The organism is Bacteroidales bacterium (assembly GCA_041671145.1).
Classification (GTDB): domain Bacteria; phylum Bacteroidota; class Bacteroidia; order Bacteroidales; family JAHJDW01; genus JAQUPB01.
Window position 1 is genome coordinate 1 of record JBAZBZ010000010.1, and the last position, 17,884, is coordinate 17,884.

Sequence of the window (17,884 nt, forward strand, 5' to 3'; positions counted from 1 at the left end):
AATGTGTCATTTGCTACATATCTGCAAAGCCCAACATCTCCTCTCAATGCTGCAAAACATTTATTATAGTATGCAATAAGACCAAAACCTGTCGTGCTTGTAGCTCCCTCAGGACATCCAAAAACACATTCATACCAGTGTCCACCAGCAGTTTGTTTAAATACAATAAAAGCCGTAACTTTATTTGTTGCTGAGAAAACAATTGCATTAGTTGCTAATTCGTCATCTGTTCCATCAAATCTAATAATAGGTTTGTTATTTAAAACACTATTAACAAATATAGGTTGCTTGTTACTTGTAGATTGAGTGGCATTATTGCCATTTTCGCTTAAGTCGTTCCATTGTGTAACATTTGAGCCGCTTAAAACAACTCCGGCATCGGCAGCTAACCATAACTTTAATCCGCTTAAAATTTTAGGATTAAATGTAGTAAGTTTATAATCATTTGTCCAGCTTGTATAAGCACTACCGTCGTATGCCCGGACATGCCAATAATAAATATTGCCCGAATGGAGAACCGGGAGTTGGGAGTTGGGAGAAACAAGCCCCGTGAAATTCTGAACATCCGAAGTAAACAAAATATCTGCAGCAACCTGTAAATCGTAACTCACTGCACCGGGATTTGTATTCCACTGAAAATTTATAACTGTGTCGGATACAATGGCGTTATTATGCGGATAAATATGAGAAAGAGGTTGAGCGGATAGTGAATAATTAATAATTAATAATGAATAAAATATTATCCTTTTAAATCTCATAATTTTTATTGAATTGAAAGAACAAATATACGAAAATATTGTATAATACCCAAAATAATCAGTAGAAACTTTTTTTATAATTAGAGTTTGTCCAGAATGTCCGATTTCTTCGTTATTCTCGTTTTAAAAATCAGTCATTTACTTTAGTAAACTCCTGATTTTTAAAACTTCGAAAGCCTCGAACTCGGACATTCTAAACCAAACTCTCGACTTTATGAACAGGCATTAATTAAGTTTGTTTATAAACTAATTTTTCCGCAAATATCGAAGATTATTGCTGAAATAAACTCTGCGAGTATCAGCGTAATCTGCGGGAAATAAAATTTTCATATTTTCGACTTTATGGACAGATACTAATTAGAGTTTGTCTATAAAGTCCTACTTCTTTGTTATTCTCGTTTTAAAAACCAGAGGTTGTCAAAAGTGCTCTGTGTAACTCTGTACAGAATCTCTGTGGCTCTCTGTGTGATTTTTTATATCAATACGATAATTCACAAAACTCATTTTGTAAATTATCGGGTTAAAATCTAAATTGATTTTTAATTTAACACGATAATTTTTATAACCATAAATTTGCAAAAGCCATAAATTCCGCGAACTTTGTACTCTTTTATTGAAAAATGAGGGTGTCTCAAAAGGCAAAATTTGTGATTTTTTTCTTTGTGCTAATTTGCGCCTTACTTTGTGTTCCTTTGTGGTTGAATGTTTTATATTAACCGTCCGTCAATTGACGGACACGAAGTTTTTCGCAAAGGCACTCAAAGGACTTTTGAGACAACCTCGGATTATTAATTTGAATTTTTCGCAAAAAATAAAAATCAAGAAAACAAAAGTTATTTTTAAACCTTTTTACGAAATTATTTGACGTAATCTATACACTTGCAATAATTACAAATTTTAGTACTTTTGTATTTGCATTTTTTTATACTGAAAATTGGATGAAGTCGTAAATTTAGAAAATTTTTATTTGTGAAGCTGAGCTTTCAGGAAATTGGAGATGGCTTTTGGGGAGAGTTGAGTTATTTAAAACAAAAAATTCCCACAATTAGTTTTACAAATGTAGGGAAAGATGTTGAAGATTTATTAAAAGCAATTTATGAATTAATAAAAAGCAAACCATGGATTACCATTCCTGAAATGTCTCACGAGCTTGATATTAATTCAAGAACAGCAGAGCGATATATTGCAAAATTAAAATTAATGAAAATTATTGAAAGAAACGGAGGCAAAAAAGCCGGAAATTGGAAAATAAAAAAACAATTTTTAAAATAAAAACTTAAAAAATAAATTAATTTTAAAAATCAATCATAGATGCAAACAATTATCTACGAACCAAATTCGCGACAAAGAACAAATTTTATAAAAATTTATTTCACATTATTTAAAAATATAATAAATAATAAGGAATTAATATTTCAGTTATTTAAACGCGATTTTTTAATGTCATACAAGAAATCATTTTTGGGAATGGGCTGGCTTATATTTACACCGGTTTTAGGAATACTTTCTTGGGTTTTTATGAATTTTTCGGGAATACTTGCACCAGGTGATGTGGGGACTTCGTATACAGCTTATGTATTAATAGGTACATCTCTCTGGGGATTATTCATGAACATTTATAACGGCACATCACAGGCATTAAATTCTGCATCGGGTTTCATCATGCAGGTAAAATTTCCTCATGATATTCTGGTTATTAAGGAATCCTTACAGCAACTATGTAATTTTGCAATTATGTTCATAATAAATATAATTGTACTTTTTTTAGTTGGTGTCATTCCAAGTTGGAAAATTATTTTTTTACCGATATTACTTATTCCGATATTTCTTGCAGGAGCATCTATCGGATTATTTGTTTCCATGCTAAGCATTATTGCAGTTGACCTTCAAAAATTTTTTTCTTTTATGATGAGCTTGCTTATGTTCTTAACTCCCATAATATATTCAGATAAACTTGAACTTAAATCTTATGACACGCTGCATAAAATTGTTGCATTGAACCCGATGACGTATTTAATTTGTGAAGTAAGAAATATTATAATTCACGGTAAAATTGAACATTTAGCTATGTATTTTTATTCGGTATTGTTTATATTCATTGTTTTCTTATTATCCTGGCGTGCATTTTATATTTCGGAAGAAAAAGTTATTGAAAAAATGATTTGAATATTGTGAATATGAAAAAGTTGTTATTTATATATCCAACAATGATAACAGAGGCTCCAATGACTTTGGCAATGTTATCATCGGTAGCCAAACAAGAGGGGTGGAATACTAAAGCATGTATTAATACTTTCAAAAGGCCACTTACAATAGAAGATTTTGTATTTTCTGCCAAGAAGTATGGTGCGGATTTAGTTGGTATTTCAATGATAACTTTTGAAGTTTTATTTGTTTATAAACTTGTAAAATCGCTTAAAGATGCAGGATTTAAAGTCATTATTGGTGGTTCTCATCCAACAGATGTGCCTGAAGAGTGCATAAAATATGGTGCAGATGTAGTAATTGTTGGGGAAGGGGAATATGTATTAAGGGATATTTTAAAGGAATGGCCTGATGTTAAAACAGGCATAAGAGAACGAAAACCTTATATTAAGAATTTGGATGATTTATCTTTGCCGGATTTAGATATTTTTGATATTAATGATTTTGGAGATAAAAATGGCTTTATTAAGGGATTTCATCGAATATATACCAGCAGAGGATGTCCTTCTTTTTGTACCTTTTGTGATTGGCAAGTTTTTAAACAAGAATGGAGAGTTCTGTCCGTTAAGAAAATTATTGAGGACATAAGAAGGCGCAGTGAAAAATATGATTTAAATTCATTTGCTATTGCTGATGATTGTTTCACTGTTGACCATAAAAGAGTTTATGAGTTTTGTAATGAAATTGTTAAAATTACTCCGAAAATAGAATGGCGAGCTAGTTCTAGAGCAAATTTGGTGAATGCCGAACTTTTAAAGGCAATGAGAGAAGCAAATTGTTTTTCAATTGCTTTTGGCTTGGAAAGTGGGGATGCCGAAACCTTAAAAAAAACAGCCAAAAGTGTTACTCTGGAAGAAAACATTCGCGGACCATGGTTAGCTCATGAAGCAGGTTTGGAAGTTTATGGATGTTTGATGACTGGATTTCCTTGGGAAACGACGCAAAGCATTCAAAATCAGATAGACCTTATTCATAAAACATGGGATGCAGTTTCATTATTTCAGGTATCAGGAAGTTTAATGCCATTTCCAGGTACTGCTATTTATAAAAAATATGCGAAAGAGTATGGTTTTGAAAAATATTGGTTGAACCCGAAATACCAACAATATGGAATTCAGGTTTATCAGAATGCATTAAATCCATTAAAAAGCAGCAACTTTTACCAGCGTTATTTATTTGATGATACCTACATAAAAGAAGAAACATTTTTTAAATATTCTCCAGAATATAAAAATAAAATTAAGGAATTAGTTATTGAAATAGGACGACACAATTTGCTATTTATGTTTCCTAACCAAAAGATTAAACAAAAGTATTTTTTTCAGTTGTCAAAAGCATCTATGTTATTTTCCAATATTTTTCCTGGTTTAGAAAAAAAAATTGGAGGTTTCATATTTGATATTCTTAGCAAGAATAAAAGAACTTCAATTGAAAATTTAAGAGATAATCGTAGAGGAATTGTAAAAAAAAGAAAACCTCAGAAAAAGGAAATTGATATTAAAGCAAAAAATGTTTAAAAGAGTTACATATAAATAAAAATTGTAATTTACATGGTTTTATATAAACATAATAAAATGCAAAAAAATGGAATTTATATTTAATTGTACATTAGTAGTATTATATAAATAAATATATGATTGTATTATTGAAATATTAATTTTTTATCAAGATTTTTTACAAATTTATTTATCATTAATTCATGTATTGTAAGTTTTTAATTCAGGCGAGAATTGGTTCGACACGATTTCCTCAGAAAATATTAACTGATATTTATAATAATTTAAATTTAATTGATATTGTCTATAATCGTTTATTGGTATCTAAAAAAGTTAATACTTCAGATATTGTTGTTTTAACTACAAATAATGAGAAAGATAATATATTAGTAAATTATCTAAAAAATAATAATATCGAATATTATAGGGGAGACGAAAAAAATGTACATGGGCGATTTTATAAGTATTTACTACAATTAAATCCGAAACCACAATTTTTTTTTAGAATATGTGCAGATAATCCATTTATTGAACCATTATTCATTGATGAAATGTTTGATTTTATTAAAAAAGATAAAAATAACAATATAGATTATATTTCATACCATACAAAAGAAAAACTTCCTGCTATACTAACCCATTATGGTTTTTTTTGTGAGATGATTAAATATGATTCTTTTATTGATTCGTTAAAATTTGTTAATGAATATTGTGTAAATAATAATTGTAATGATTATAAAGAGCATGTAACACCTGCATTTTATAAAACAAAATATTTCAATTCGACTTTTCTTGAAATGCCAGAAGTTTTAAACAAAAAGAATTTAAGATTAACTTTTGATTCTGCTGGTGATTATGAGGTTGTAAAACTAATCTATAATAAATTAAATACATTAAATTTTAATTACCTAGATGTTTTGAAAATTATTGATGGTGATAAAAAATTGATTGGTAAAATGAAAAAAAATATTATACAAAATACAAAACAAATAAATTAAGGTTTAATGTTAAAAGCAATATTATATGATTTAGGTGATGTTTTTTTTGAAGCGCATTACTGGAGAAAATGGAATTTCGAGCAATTAACTTCTATGTCTTATTTTAAAGGTAAATTTAAAGAATTCTATGAGCTTTATGAATCTTTTCTTGAACCTGTTTATAAAGGCGAAATAAAATATAAACAAGCATTCATGAAATTTTTAGATCACTTAAATGTTCCAGATAGTAATGAATTCTATAAAGTTTCATTTGAAAAGAAATTGTTTTTTGAGCAAAATAGAATTTTATTTAACGGCGTTAAAGAAACACTTTGCGAATTAAAAAAAAAGTCAATTTTAAATATTGTAATTACAGATAATGAGTCAAGTGAAATTCAAATACGAAAAGACATAATTGAAAAGTTTAAAATCAATCAATACATTGATAAAGTAATTTCATCAAAAGATTTGAGAATTAGCAAAACGAACCCCATTATATACAAAATTACTTTGGATTTATTTGAATTAAATTATGATGAAGTTTTATTTATTGCACATGATAAAAATGAAATTGATGGAGCCATTCAAGTAGGTATTAAGGTTGTTGAATTTAATAATTATTTGCAAGAATCAACAGATGCTGAATATAAAATTGAAAAATTTTGTGAGATTATTGAAATTATTAGAAATTCTAATTCAAAATAATTGAAAATATATTTTTAAAATTTATATATAAATAAAAATTGTAAATTTTGTAGTTTTAGATAAACATAAAATAAAATGCAAAAAATATATAAACAATTATTTGATTTAAATCGCTCTTTGGTCGGAAAGGATAATGATAAAGCTTTGGAAATTATTAATTCAAATATTTCATTAAAACTATATAAATTTAAATCCGGTACAAAGTGTTTTGATTGGACTATACCAAAAGAGTGGAAATTAAATAGAGCTGTTTTAAAAAATTTAAAAGGAAATATTATTATTAATTCCAATGATAATATTTTACATGTTTTAAATTATAGTACTTCATTTAAAGGTATTGTAAAAAAAGAGGATTTACTAAAACATTTACATACAAATCCCAAACTTCCGGATTCGATACCTTATAGAACTTCATATTATGATAAAAGCTGGGGATTTTGTTTGTCACATAATCAATATCTTAAATTAAAAGACAAAGAATATTTTGTAGATATAGATTCGGAATTTATGAATAGCCATTTAAGCATAGGTGAAGCTACAATTAATGAAGGATGTAAAAAAACTATTATTTTATCATCTTATATTTGTCATCCTCAACAAGCAAACGATGGACTATCTGGCGTTATTTTATTATTATATCTTTACAAACTACTGTTAAAAGAAAAAAAATTAAAATTTACATACAAATTTTATTTTCTTCCTGAAACAATCGGGACAATTGTTTTATTGTCAAAAAAAATCATTAATCCAAAAAACATCGAATATGCAATTGTTTCGACATGTGTTGGCCATGGTAAAAAAATAACATACAAAAAAACATTTATAGGTAATCATAGCATTGATAATATATCAAAATTTGTTTTAAAAAAATATGATAATAGAATTGCTGATTATACTCCGGTTGGAAGTGATGAAAGGCAATATAGCAGCCCAAACATTGAAATCCCATGCGCATCAATTATGAGAACTCCTTATTACGAATTTGACGAATATCACACATCTTTTGATAATCTGAATTTCGTATCTTTAGATTTAATAAAAAAAACAGCTGATATTTATAAAAAAATTATACTGTTGTATGAAAAAAACAAAAAAATAGTTTCGAAAATACAAGGTTGCGAGCCATTTTTATCAAAATGCAATTTATATAGAAAAATAAGTGTACCCGGGCATAATGATGAATCCATATTAAGAAACTGGATATTGCACCTTTCAAATGGCAACAATAACGCGATAGACATATGTGAAAAATCTGGGTATTCTTTAGATAAAGTGGGAAAAAACATAAAAATATTAATTGGGAAAAAATTAATAAAATATTTATTTTAGTAAGTTGAAGATGATTTTATAAAGATTAATTATAAAATATATTTATTATGATTTTAAAAGAAAAAACAGAAAATAATAATTTTTATTTTATAGCAGAAATAGGTCAAAACCATCAGGGGAAAATAGATATTGCAAAAAAAATGGTTGACGAAATAAAAACTATTGGTGGTGTATCTGCAATCAAAACGGCAAAAAGAAACTTAGATGTGTGTTTGACTGAAGAAATGAAAAGGATGCCTTATATAAATCAAAATTCTTTTGGGAAAACTTATTATGAGCATAGAAAAAAATTAGAACTTAGCGATGAAAACTTTTCCGAACTAAAGAATTATATTGAAAAAAATGGATTTGATTTTATTAGCAGCTTCACTGATATTCCAAGTTTACATTTTTTAATTGATTTGGGTGTTAAAATTTTAAAAATTGCTTCACAAAGAGCTACAGATATAGAGTTATTAAAAGAAACCGCTAAAACAAAATCTGCAATTATTTTATCAACAGGAATGTGTAATTTAAGTAATGTTGATAAAGCTGTAGATGTATTAAAAGATAATGAATTATATGTTTTGCAATCTACTAGTTCATATCCTTGTTCTGACTATGATTTGAATTTAAATATAATCTCATTATATAAAGATAGGTATTCTGGTATTATTGATGGTGTTGGTTTTAGTGGGCACCATACTGGTATTGCCCCAGACATTGCTGCATATATGCTTGGCGCTAGAATATTTGAAAGGCATTTTACTTTAGATAGAGCAATGAAAGGTACAGATCATGCAGCTTCTTTGGAAGGAAGAGGTTTGGAACTTGTTACAAAATATTTGAATCAGGTAAAAATATCTATAGGTTCTTCTGAAAAAAGAATATTACCTTGTGAAGTTGATTCTATTAGAAAACTCAGATGTGATTTTATGTAAATAATAATTAGTTTTTTGATTTCAACAATAAGTTTTTTTTAAAATTATTTGTAAATGCTAAATGTCAATAGTATGAATGAGCTGCATGCAATAGAAGTAAAAGGATTATATAAGAAATTTTGCAGAACCCTGAGAAGTAGCATGAGGTATGGAGTAATAGATACATCTAAGGGAATACTTGGTTTACCCACAAATTCTCATAAGTTAAGAAAAGATGAATTTTGGGCATTGGAAAATATTAATTTTAGTCTTAAAAAAAATGAATCTCTTGGTATTATTGGTTTGAATGGTTCCGGAAAAACAACATTACTTAGATTATTAACAGGTATTTTTCCTCCTGATAATGGAACTATTGAAGTTCGCGGAAAAGTTGCTTCTATGATTGCAGTAGGCGCAGGGTTTCATCCACACATGACAGGGAAGGAAAATATATACTTAAATGGCTCTATAATAGGAATGACTAATAAGGAAATAAAAGAAAAATATGATGAGATTGTAGCTTTTGCTGAACTTGAAGAATTTATTAATTCTCCGGTATCTACTTATTCATCGGGAATGTATGTAAGGTTGGGATTTGCAATTGCGGTTCATACTGAACCAGATATTTTGTTGTTAGATGAAATATTAGCTGTTGGTGATTTATCTTTTATCAATAAAGCATATAGGAAAATGGCAGAACTAAAGAAGAAAAGTTCTACTATTTTTATTAGCCACAACATGGATCAGGTTCACAGAATGTCCGATAGAGTGATGTTATTAAATAATGGTAAAATAATAATGGAAGGAGAAACTAAAAAAGTTATTGAAGAGTATCAGAAATCTATTAGAGAAAAGGAAATGATTACTTTAAATAAAGAAAATGCAATTTTAAGTGAAACAGTAAAAACAGAATACATTGATGTGTTGGATTATGGATTAATTGATGGAAACAACAATAAAACAGACAGAATACAAGTGGGCGAGGATTTGATTGTTTTTACCGATTTTGTTTCTAATATTGATATTGAGGATTTTGATTATGGTATCGGAGTATTAAATTCTAAAAGTGAAAATATATTGTATGGCTCCGCTTTTCACTCGAAAGTAAAGTTTGATAAAATATTTGCAGGAAAAAGATATAGAGTTTATTTAAAATTTAAAAAGTGTAATTTAGCATCAGGTATTTATAGTATAAATTTCGGAATGAGAACTTTATCTTCTTTAGAGTTTTTGTGGTGGAATAGAGGTATAACTGACGATACGAAATTTACTATCCTTGCTAATGTTAAAAAGCCAATGATTGTCGAAGGGTTTGAAGAACCTGGTGTTTACATAGAACTTGAAAAAGAATTTAGAATAGATGATTTTAAAAAATGAAAAACTTTGTAATTTCATATCAAAAAGAATTATGGATTGATAGCTTAAGAGATATTTTTATTGCGGACCCTTGCATTTCCTATTTATTAGAAAAAAACAACGAATTAAAAAATTACAATAATATTGAAATTGCAAAATATTCAAGGAATTCAAAAGATGATTTAATTAATGATGCCAATTATGTTGATGAAAAATATGGAAAATATATTCAGATAATTGCACGAAGATTAAATTATATTCATAAAAAAAAACACACTGTTAAATACTGGAAAAAAGCTCTTTCTTTAGGTCTTATAAGATATATTACTGCTTGCTTTGATATTTATACTATTATTAATAAAAATTTTGATTCGGAAAAACATATATGTAATATTTTATCACCAAAATCATTTTACACACCTTATGATTTCGAGGAACAAAGAACGCTATTTCAAAATTCATATTTTGGCTTCGAGCAATTAACAAGTGTTTATATGAACCTTTTTTATGCGGGTTTATTTAAAGAGGTTAAAATAGAATATAAAAAGTCAGAAGAGCATTTAAAGTTTTCAGAAGAAGTAAAAAAATATTTAATAATTTTTTATAATAATTCAAAACCAAAAAACATTTATTCGTTTGTTAATAAGTTATTAAGAGATACTTTTAAGATACTAAAGTCATCGTTACGACCGAATAGAAGCAATTTAATATACACAATATTACGACAACCCTTCCTTGCAACAAAAACATTCAAGAGACTTTTCTTAATAAAGAAAATAAATATTGAAAACAAAGTTAAAGTTGGAATTTTAGATTGTTTTTTTTCTTGGGAAAATCTAATTAATTTGATAAAAAGAGGTGACGGTAAAATAGAAAAAATAGATTGGGAAATTAAATCAATTAAAAAGAGCAAAAAAATATATTTTAATGATAGAAAGTATATTTCCGAGTTTGAAGAAGATTTTGATGACTTTGATAAATTCTTTTTTTCTTCAATGTTTTATGGACTTCCTAAGTTTTTCATTGAGAATTATGATAAAATTGAAAAAGAATATAATAAAAAAGCAGATTGTTACCCCAATATGAACTACATTGTGGGCGAGGGATGGATTAGCAATACGTTCACATCTTTATTTCTTGCCATTTTTCAGGAAAGAAAAGTTAAACATGTAAACAATGAGCATAATAGTTTTATGCATTTTCCGGCAGGAAGTTTAATAAATCATATTATTGAAATGTCTGATATATATGTTACTCTTGGTTGGGAAGATAATTTAAATCCAAAAACAATAAAGGGGGCATCATTATATCAATTTACTTTCAATCAGAAATGTAATATGGAGCATAAAATATTATATTTTAGTGCTCTTATGGTATTCAAAATACCTCATATATCTGCTACTTATGGAAATGACCAAGAAAATGTTTTAAAACATATTAATTTCATAAAATTATTTTTTAACAATTTGAATAAAGAAACTTGTTCGCAGATAAGTTATAGAAAATATCCGGATTCTTATATTAAACATCTTTTGAGTTACAATAAGGAATATCTCCTGAAAGAACAACTGAGAGATGTTAAATTTGCTGATGAAAACGAACAATCAATAATTCAAATGAGAAAGTCAGAGCTAATTATTGTTGACTATCTATCTACAGCTTATATTGAAGCATTATTAATAAACGAACCAACAATTGTATTGTTTAATCAAGATACATATTATATGAATGACGATTATAAAACTTTTTTTGATAAATTAATTGAAGGGGGGATATTTCAGACAAATCCAATAGATGCCGCAAAACTTGTTGAAAAAATAAAAGATAATCCAAATGATTGGTGGTTTAGCAATAAAGTACAAAATGCAAGAAAAGAATTTTTAGATGCTAATATAGGCAAACCTGAAACTATGATTAATTTGCTTTTGGAATTTTCAGAAAAATAAAATTTTAAAAAGTAATAACTTTTTATTTGCAAATCTAATCAATATAACGAATAAAAACACTATTTTTGTCAAACTCTTATTGAAAGTTTAATATAAACTCATGAGAAACAATAAAAAATTTGCTTTAATTACTGCATCAACAAAAGGCATAGGAAAAGAAATTGCAAAAGCTTTAATAAACAAGGATTATTTTGTATTTATTAATTATAATAAAGATGATGAATTTGCAAATAAATTAAATGTTGAATTTAATGATAAAAGGGACTGTTATAGAATAATAAAAGCTGATATGTCAAATACAGATGGAATGGAGTTTCTTTATAAAAACATTATATCAATAACAAAAACATTAGATTGTATTATTCTGAATGTAGGAGCAACTTGTAAAAAATCTTTTTCTGAAATTACAATAGAAGAATGGAATAAAGTATTTAATGTTAATCTGGCAATACCCTTTTTTTTAATTCAAAAATTCAAACAAAATATAAATAATAATGGGAGAATAATTTTTATTAGTTCAGTTTTAGGTTCTATTCCACATGCAATTTCTATTCCTTATTCAGTATCAAAAGCAGGCATAAATATGCTTGCTAAGTCTTTAGTCAGGGAATTTTGCAATAAAAATATTACTGTAAACGCAATTGCTCCTGGCTTTATAGATACTCAATGGCAAAAAGACAAACCTCATGATTTAAGAACTAAAATTGAAAATAAAATTGCACTAAAAAGATTTGGAACACCTATGGAAGTTGCAGCAGTTTGTATGTGTATAATAGAAAATCAATATTTAAATGGAGCTATTATCCATATTGACGGCGGCTATGATTTAATTTAAATAAAGGAGATTAACACGTGGTTAATTTTAGTCAAATAAAAGAAATTTTGAATAAACAAAATTCCTCAATGAATATTTACAAAACATCTTTTGATAAGATTGCATTTGAGGAAAGAGTGAAATTAAAATGTTTTCATTGTAAAAGATATAGTGTAAATTGGACTTGTCCACCTAAAATTATAGGTGTTGATTATAAAAAAATATTATCAGAATATGATAATCTGGCAATAATAGCAAAATCTTTCGAATATAATAATCTGACTAATTTAAACGCATTACGTTTTAAATCAACAAATGAACTTCATAAAGAAATGTTGGAAATAGAAAAAATACTTTTTGGGAAAAATGAAATAATGGCACAATCTTTTATCGGAGGGTCATGCAAACTTTGTAAAAACGGATGTGGAAAAGAAAAATGTAATAACCCCGAAAAAGCAAGAATACCAATAGAAGCATTGGGGATTAACGTCATAAAAACACTTGAAAATATTGGGATTAAGGTTGTGTTTTCTTCAACAAAACATTTTTTTAGAATAGGATTATTAACTTGGTAAATTGGAGGGTTAGATTTATGAGATATATTTTATTAGCTGCTGGTAAAGGAACAAGATTAAATCCATTAGCAAAAAATTGTCCTAAATGCATGTATAACCTTGATAAAAATATGACTGTCATTGAATTTATGATAGGCAGCATAAAAAAATTCGATATGAATGCTGAATTTGTTATTGTTACTGGGTTTATGCAAGAAAAATTAGAAAAACTTATTAAAAATGTTATTTTTATTTATAATCCTTTTTATAAAATAACTAACAGCATTGCATCTCTTTGGTTTGCTAAGGATTATATTGAGGGAGATATTACAATAATTAATGCAGATATCATTGCAGAAAAAAGATTAATTAAAAATATTGTAATTAAAAAGATTGAAGGAGCAAAAGTTTTAATAGATAGTTCTATTAAACAAGATGGTGATTATAATGTTCAAGTAAAAGATAATAATGTTGTTGTAATGAGTAAAGATTTAAAAAAATATTTTGGAGAATATGCCGGAATTACTAAATTAGATAGAAACTCTTCAAAAAAACTTTGTATTGAAATTGAAAAAATGATTAACAACGAAAATTATGACCAATGGTACGAAAACGCACTTGTACAAATGATATTTGAACAAGACTTTAAACTTGAGTTTATTGACATCTCGGATTTTGAATGGACGGAGATAGATACTGTTGATGATTTGTTAAATGCAAAAGAAATATATTTAAAAGAAAGTTGATGGTTTTTTATATAAATTAGAAAGCCTTCAAAACTCCACATTTATTTATCAATGAATATAAAAATCGGTTTTTTTACGATGCTTATTATTGGCTAAAGTTTTTTTTAATGTTTTTTAATTTGTTAATAAATCATCTGAATAATTTAAATTTAATATGAAATATCCCTTTTTAAGAATGTTTAAATCTTCAAAAGAAAAGCCAATTTCATTAAAAGGGGAATTGCTTTGCCGAGAATATATTGAATATAATAAAATCTGCGAAGAGAAACACACAAAGGAAATGATGGAAACAACATTAATAAAAGGATGTGATGTTTTAAAAGAAATAGGCGTAAAATATTGGTTGGGAAAAGGCACTTTACTGGGCTTTCATCGCGAAAATGATTTCCTTTCAACTGATTTAGATATTGACGTTGACATTTATACTGATAAAGATGTTTATAAAATAATTAAGAGCATGCCTTTTGATGTTTTATTCGTTACATCAAATAACAATAATTATATGCAATTAGCATTTTTGGATAAAGAAACAAATGTGATTTTTGATATTTATTTTTGGTATTTATCAAATGATAAAATTATCAATCGTTGTTGTTATGGTTATTTTTGGTTGCCTTTTGATAAGATTGACAATTTAAGTCATATCACGTATAATGGCAAAAATTATCCAGCACCAAACCCGGATTGGTATTGTGAGTTTTGGTATGGAGAAAATTGGAAAACGCCTGTAAAATACGAAAAAGGGTGGCACGAATATTATAAAAATGAATGTAAGGGACTTATATATACGGGAACAAAAAATATAAGATATTTAAAATATTTTAACGAATAACTTTCGTAAATAAATGTTATGCTCAAGAAAGCCCGTTTAATAGCATTTTACCTTCCTCAATTTCATCCAATACCCGAAAATGACAAATGGCATGGGAAAGGATTTACTGAATGGACAAATGTTACAAAAGCAAAACCATTATTTAAAGGACATTATCAACCGATTTTACCTTCAGAGTTAGGTTTTTATGATTTACGTGTGCCCGAAATAAGAATTGCACAGGCAGAATTAGCAAAAGAGTATGGAATAGAAGCATTTTGTTATTGGCATTATTGGTTTGGAAATGGCAAAAGAATTCTTGAACGACCTTTTAACGAAGTAATAGAATCGGGAGAACCTGATTTTCCTTTTTGTTTGGCATGGGCAAATTCCTCGTGGACAGGAATATGGTATGGCATGTCCGACAATACATTGCTCGAACAAACATATCCGGGAGCAGAAGACCACAAATCTCACTTTTATGCAATGTTGAATGCTTTCCGTGATAAAAGATATTTCAAAGTCAATGGTAAACTTTTATTTTTTATTTATGACCCATTGCGGCTTCCAAACTCAAAAAGATTCATGGAATTATGGCAGGAATTAGCAAAGAAAGAAGGGTTGAATGGATTTTATTTTGTTGGCGCCACACATTACAATGAGGTTCTTGAAGATTATGATGCAACAACACATCTCGACCCTTTCGAATCCCCTCCTTTAAAACACAATATTTTTGATAAAATAACTTTAAAGTTATTTGGTAAAGATAGTTACAATGTTAAAAGATTATTTAAAAGAATTCCCCGAAGAGTTCAGCTATATGAAGAATTAGCAAATTATCTTGAAAAAAAACAATTAAAAGAGAATGAATTTCCTCTTATTGCACCAAACTGGGACAATACAGCAAGATGCAAGGAAAATGGTTCAGTATTGCATAATTCAACACCTGAACTTTTTGAAAAAATGCTGCAAAATGCTATAGGAAAAATAGAGCATATAAAAGAACCCGATAAAAGAATTATATTTGTTGAAGCTTGGAATGAGTGGGCTGAAGGAAATTATTTAGAACCTGATATGAAATTCGGCAGAGGTTACCTTGAGGTAATAAAAAGAAATATTTTTATAAAATGAGAAATAAAAATTTTAAATACAAAGTATATAAATACGCATTAAATAAATTCCCTGAAAGAAAACTTTTCTGTTCTCTCCCATTTAAGCACATGGAAATTTTTCCTGACGGACAAACTAATTTGTGCTGCTATATTAAAAAAAGTCCGGGTGTTGTTAAAAATGATAATTTATTGGAAATATATAATTCAAAAGATGCGCATGAAATAAGAGAAAGCATACTTGATGGAACTTTCAAATACTGTGATTTGATTTCATGTCCTCATTTTTCATCAGGAAATCTGCCTTTGCAGGACAGTTGTAAAACCGAACCGTTTAGCAGCTATATAAAAAATCATACAACAAAATTAGATGAACTTAACTTATGGCTTTCTTTTGACAGCAGATGTAATTTAAACTGCATCACATGTAGAAATGATTTGATAAAATATTCAGAAGAAGAAAATTTGAAAGCCGAAAAATTCATGCAAATAGTTAAAAATAATTTAACCGAGATTCATAACCTGGGTATAACCGGCAGTGGAGACCCTTTTGCAAGTCAGGTATTCAGGGATTTTCTTTATAATCTTGATTCTTCTCAATATCCCGATTTGAAGATTTTTATTCTTACCAATGGTTTATTGTTAAATGAAAAAACATGGGAGTTGATGCATAAAGCACACTCAAGCATTGCGTCCATTCAGATTTCAATTGATGCTTCAAAAAAAGAAACTTATGAGAAAATAAGAATTGGCGGCAATTTTGACAAACTGCTCAGCAACGTTAAATTTGTGAGCCAATTAAGAAAGCAGGGAAAGATAAGTGAGTTTATTATTTCATTTGTAGTAAATGCATTAAACTATAAAGAAATGAAAGATTTTATTAATTTAGGAATAGAATTTTCATGCGAGCAGGTTTATTTTTCATTTACGTGCGATTGGGGAGTATTGTCAAAAGATAAATATAATGAATTAGCAATACACCTGCCTGAACATAAAGAACATTATTTATTTTTAGAAGAATTAAAGAATCCGGTTTTCAATAATTCAATTGTTAATCTTGGAAATATAAAATATTTAAAATTAAATCCGCTTTTGCGAAACTCATTATTTTCATGATAAAATTTCAGGAACAATTAACTTTCAGCAATAATAATTTCTCATAAATATTCCGAACCGGAAATTCATTTTAACATAATAATATTCGCAATACTAAAATAACAAATAATCTAAAACCCAATGAAAAAAAAAGCAATATGCCAGATTACAAAAGAAGAGCTTCCGATAAGCGAGCTTGTTCCAGCTTTAATAGTAAGGGAACCATTAGTAAAATTAATTAAAAAGCAATATCCCGGGTGGGATGAAAATGGATATATTTCTTCTAAAGAGTTAAATAAGTTCCGTAATGAATATGTTAAAAACATTGTAGAAGTTGAGAAAGGCGAACTTACAGAAATCGAAAAAGAAGTTATTGAAAGTATAAAAAACGCAGAAATATTATCCAAAAACTTAAGTGAGGATACGCCCGAAATTTCAACTTTTGGTGAAAGAACAGCCGATAAAGTTGCTTCATTTGGCGGCAGCTGGAAATTTATCGGAATATTTGCTTTTGTATTGATAGTTTGGATTACAATAAATACAATTGCATTATTTCAGCAGCCATTTGACCCGTTTCCATATATCTTATTAAACTTAATTTTATCGTGTCTTGCCGCAATTCAAGCACCTGTAATTATGATGAGTCAAAACCGGCAGGAAGCAAGGGACCGTATTCGTGCACAACACGATTATCAGGTTAATTTAAAAGCAGAAATTGAGATACGACAATTGAACGAAAAAATAGACCATCTTATACTTGTCCAGAATCAAAAGGATGCAGAAATTCAGCAAATACAAATAGAATTGCTGAACGACTTAATTGAAAAAGTTGAAAATATTGAAAAGAAAAAGAATTAAAGAGCATTTGATATTACTGAGCAAAGCGATAAGAAATAATTTCACCTGACTCTGCGGAAATAACAAAATGAGGTCCGCCGCCAACCATTCCTTTGTCTTTGAGAAAGTAGTCAATATACCATTTGCCGTCGGTTAATTTTGATTCAATATTATAAATAGATAAATCGCGATATGCTTTTTTTGCATTTTCTTCTGCAATTTTCATTGCTTCTTTTTTGTCAATCAT

General features: G+C 27.9%; 18 protein-coding genes. 16 read left to right on the forward strand and 2 right to left on the reverse strand.

Features of this window, described 5'->3' with window-relative positions; genetic code table 11:
- The coding region (locus WC223_05290; protein MFA6923650.1) for a hypothetical protein at positions 1-758 on the reverse strand (758 nt) is incomplete at its 3' end.
- A 969-nt stretch (positions 759-1,727) separates the two neighbouring features.
- Here WC223_05290 and WC223_05295 point away from each other — a divergent pair.
- The 16 genes from WC223_05295 to WC223_05370 all read left to right on the forward strand — a co-directional run bounded on the left by WC223_05295 (position 1,728) and on the right by WC223_05370 (position 17,658).
- Positions 1,728-2,030 (forward strand): HTH domain-containing protein, encoded by a 303-nt coding sequence (locus WC223_05295; GenBank protein ID MFA6923651.1) that lies wholly within the window; start codon positions 1,728-1,730, stop codon positions 2,028-2,030.
- Positions 2,031-2,069: 39 nt separating this feature from the next.
- Positions 2,070-2,924: an ABC transporter permease gene (locus WC223_05300; protein MFA6923652.1), complete on the forward strand. Its 855-nt coding sequence runs from the start codon at positions 2,070-2,072 to the stop codon at positions 2,922-2,924.
- Positions 2,925-2,935: 11 nt separating this feature from the next.
- Positions 2,936-4,480, forward strand: a complete 1,545-nt coding sequence (locus WC223_05305) for a radical SAM protein (protein ID MFA6923653.1) — start codon at positions 2,936-2,938, stop codon at positions 4,478-4,480.
- A 182-nt stretch (positions 4,481-4,662) separates the two neighbouring features.
- Positions 4,663-5,457 carry a hypothetical protein gene (locus tag WC223_05310; GenBank protein MFA6923654.1) on the forward strand — a complete coding sequence of 265 codons (795 nt, stop codon included), beginning with the start codon at positions 4,663-4,665 and terminating at the stop codon, positions 5,455-5,457.
- Positions 5,458-5,463: 6 nt separating this feature from the next.
- Positions 5,464-6,141, forward strand: coding sequence for an HAD family hydrolase (locus WC223_05315; GenBank protein ID MFA6923655.1), 678 nt, complete (start codon positions 5,464-5,466; stop codon positions 6,139-6,141).
- Between the two features lie 75 nt (positions 6,142-6,216).
- Positions 6,217-7,470 carry a DUF4910 domain-containing protein gene (locus WC223_05320; protein ID MFA6923656.1) on the forward strand — a complete coding sequence of 418 codons (1,254 nt, stop codon included), beginning with the start codon at positions 6,217-6,219 and terminating at the stop codon, positions 7,468-7,470.
- A 47-nt stretch (positions 7,471-7,517) separates the two neighbouring features.
- Positions 7,518-8,390, forward strand: coding sequence for an N-acetylneuraminate synthase family protein (locus tag WC223_05325; GenBank protein ID MFA6923657.1), 873 nt, complete (start codon positions 7,518-7,520; stop codon positions 8,388-8,390).
- Between the two features lie 72 nt (positions 8,391-8,462).
- A complete protein-coding gene (locus WC223_05330; GenBank protein ID MFA6923658.1) occupies positions 8,463-9,746 on the forward strand; it encodes an ABC transporter ATP-binding protein in 1,284 nt (427 codons plus the stop codon).
- Entirely contained in the window at positions 9,743-11,671 is a 1,929-nt protein-coding gene (locus WC223_05335; protein ID MFA6923659.1) for an LIC12162 family protein, read from the forward strand. Before WC223_05330 ends, WC223_05335 begins: the two co-directional genes overlap by 4 nt.
- A 100-nt stretch (positions 11,672-11,771) precedes the next feature.
- On the forward strand, positions 11,772-12,506 hold the full coding sequence (locus WC223_05340) for an SDR family oxidoreductase (protein MFA6923660.1): 735 nt from the start codon (positions 11,772-11,774) through the stop codon (positions 12,504-12,506).
- A gap of 68 nt (positions 12,507-12,574) precedes the next feature.
- A complete protein-coding gene (locus WC223_05345; protein MFA6923661.1) occupies positions 12,575-13,060 on the forward strand; it encodes a DUF2284 domain-containing protein in 486 nt (161 codons plus the stop codon).
- Positions 13,061-13,077: 17 nt separating this feature from the next.
- Positions 13,078-13,785 (forward strand): phosphocholine cytidylyltransferase family protein, encoded by a 708-nt coding sequence (locus WC223_05350; GenBank protein ID MFA6923662.1) that lies wholly within the window; start codon positions 13,078-13,080, stop codon positions 13,783-13,785.
- A 154-nt stretch (positions 13,786-13,939) separates the two neighbouring features.
- Positions 13,940-14,617, forward strand: a complete 678-nt coding sequence (locus WC223_05355; protein ID MFA6923663.1) for a hypothetical protein — start codon at positions 13,940-13,942, stop codon at positions 14,615-14,617.
- 18 nt (positions 14,618-14,635) lie between these two features.
- Positions 14,636-15,727: a glycoside hydrolase family 99-like domain-containing protein gene (locus WC223_05360; GenBank protein ID MFA6923664.1), complete on the forward strand. Its 1,092-nt coding sequence runs from the start codon at positions 14,636-14,638 to the stop codon at positions 15,725-15,727.
- Complete coding sequence (locus WC223_05365) at positions 15,724-16,821, forward strand: radical SAM/SPASM domain-containing protein (protein MFA6923665.1); 1,098 nt, start codon at positions 15,724-15,726, stop codon at positions 16,819-16,821. The genes WC223_05360 and WC223_05365 overlap by 4 nt, the downstream gene beginning before the upstream one ends.
- Before the next feature lie 120 nt (positions 16,822-16,941).
- Entirely contained in the window at positions 16,942-17,658 is a 717-nt protein-coding gene (locus WC223_05370; GenBank protein ID MFA6923666.1) for a DUF1003 domain-containing protein, read from the forward strand.
- A gap of 13 nt (positions 17,659-17,671) precedes the next feature.
- Here the strand turns inward: WC223_05370 and WC223_05375 are convergent, their stop codons facing one another.
- Positions 17,672-17,884 (reverse strand): hypothetical protein, encoded by a 213-nt coding sequence (locus tag WC223_05375; GenBank protein MFA6923667.1) that lies wholly within the window; start codon positions 17,882-17,884, stop codon positions 17,672-17,674.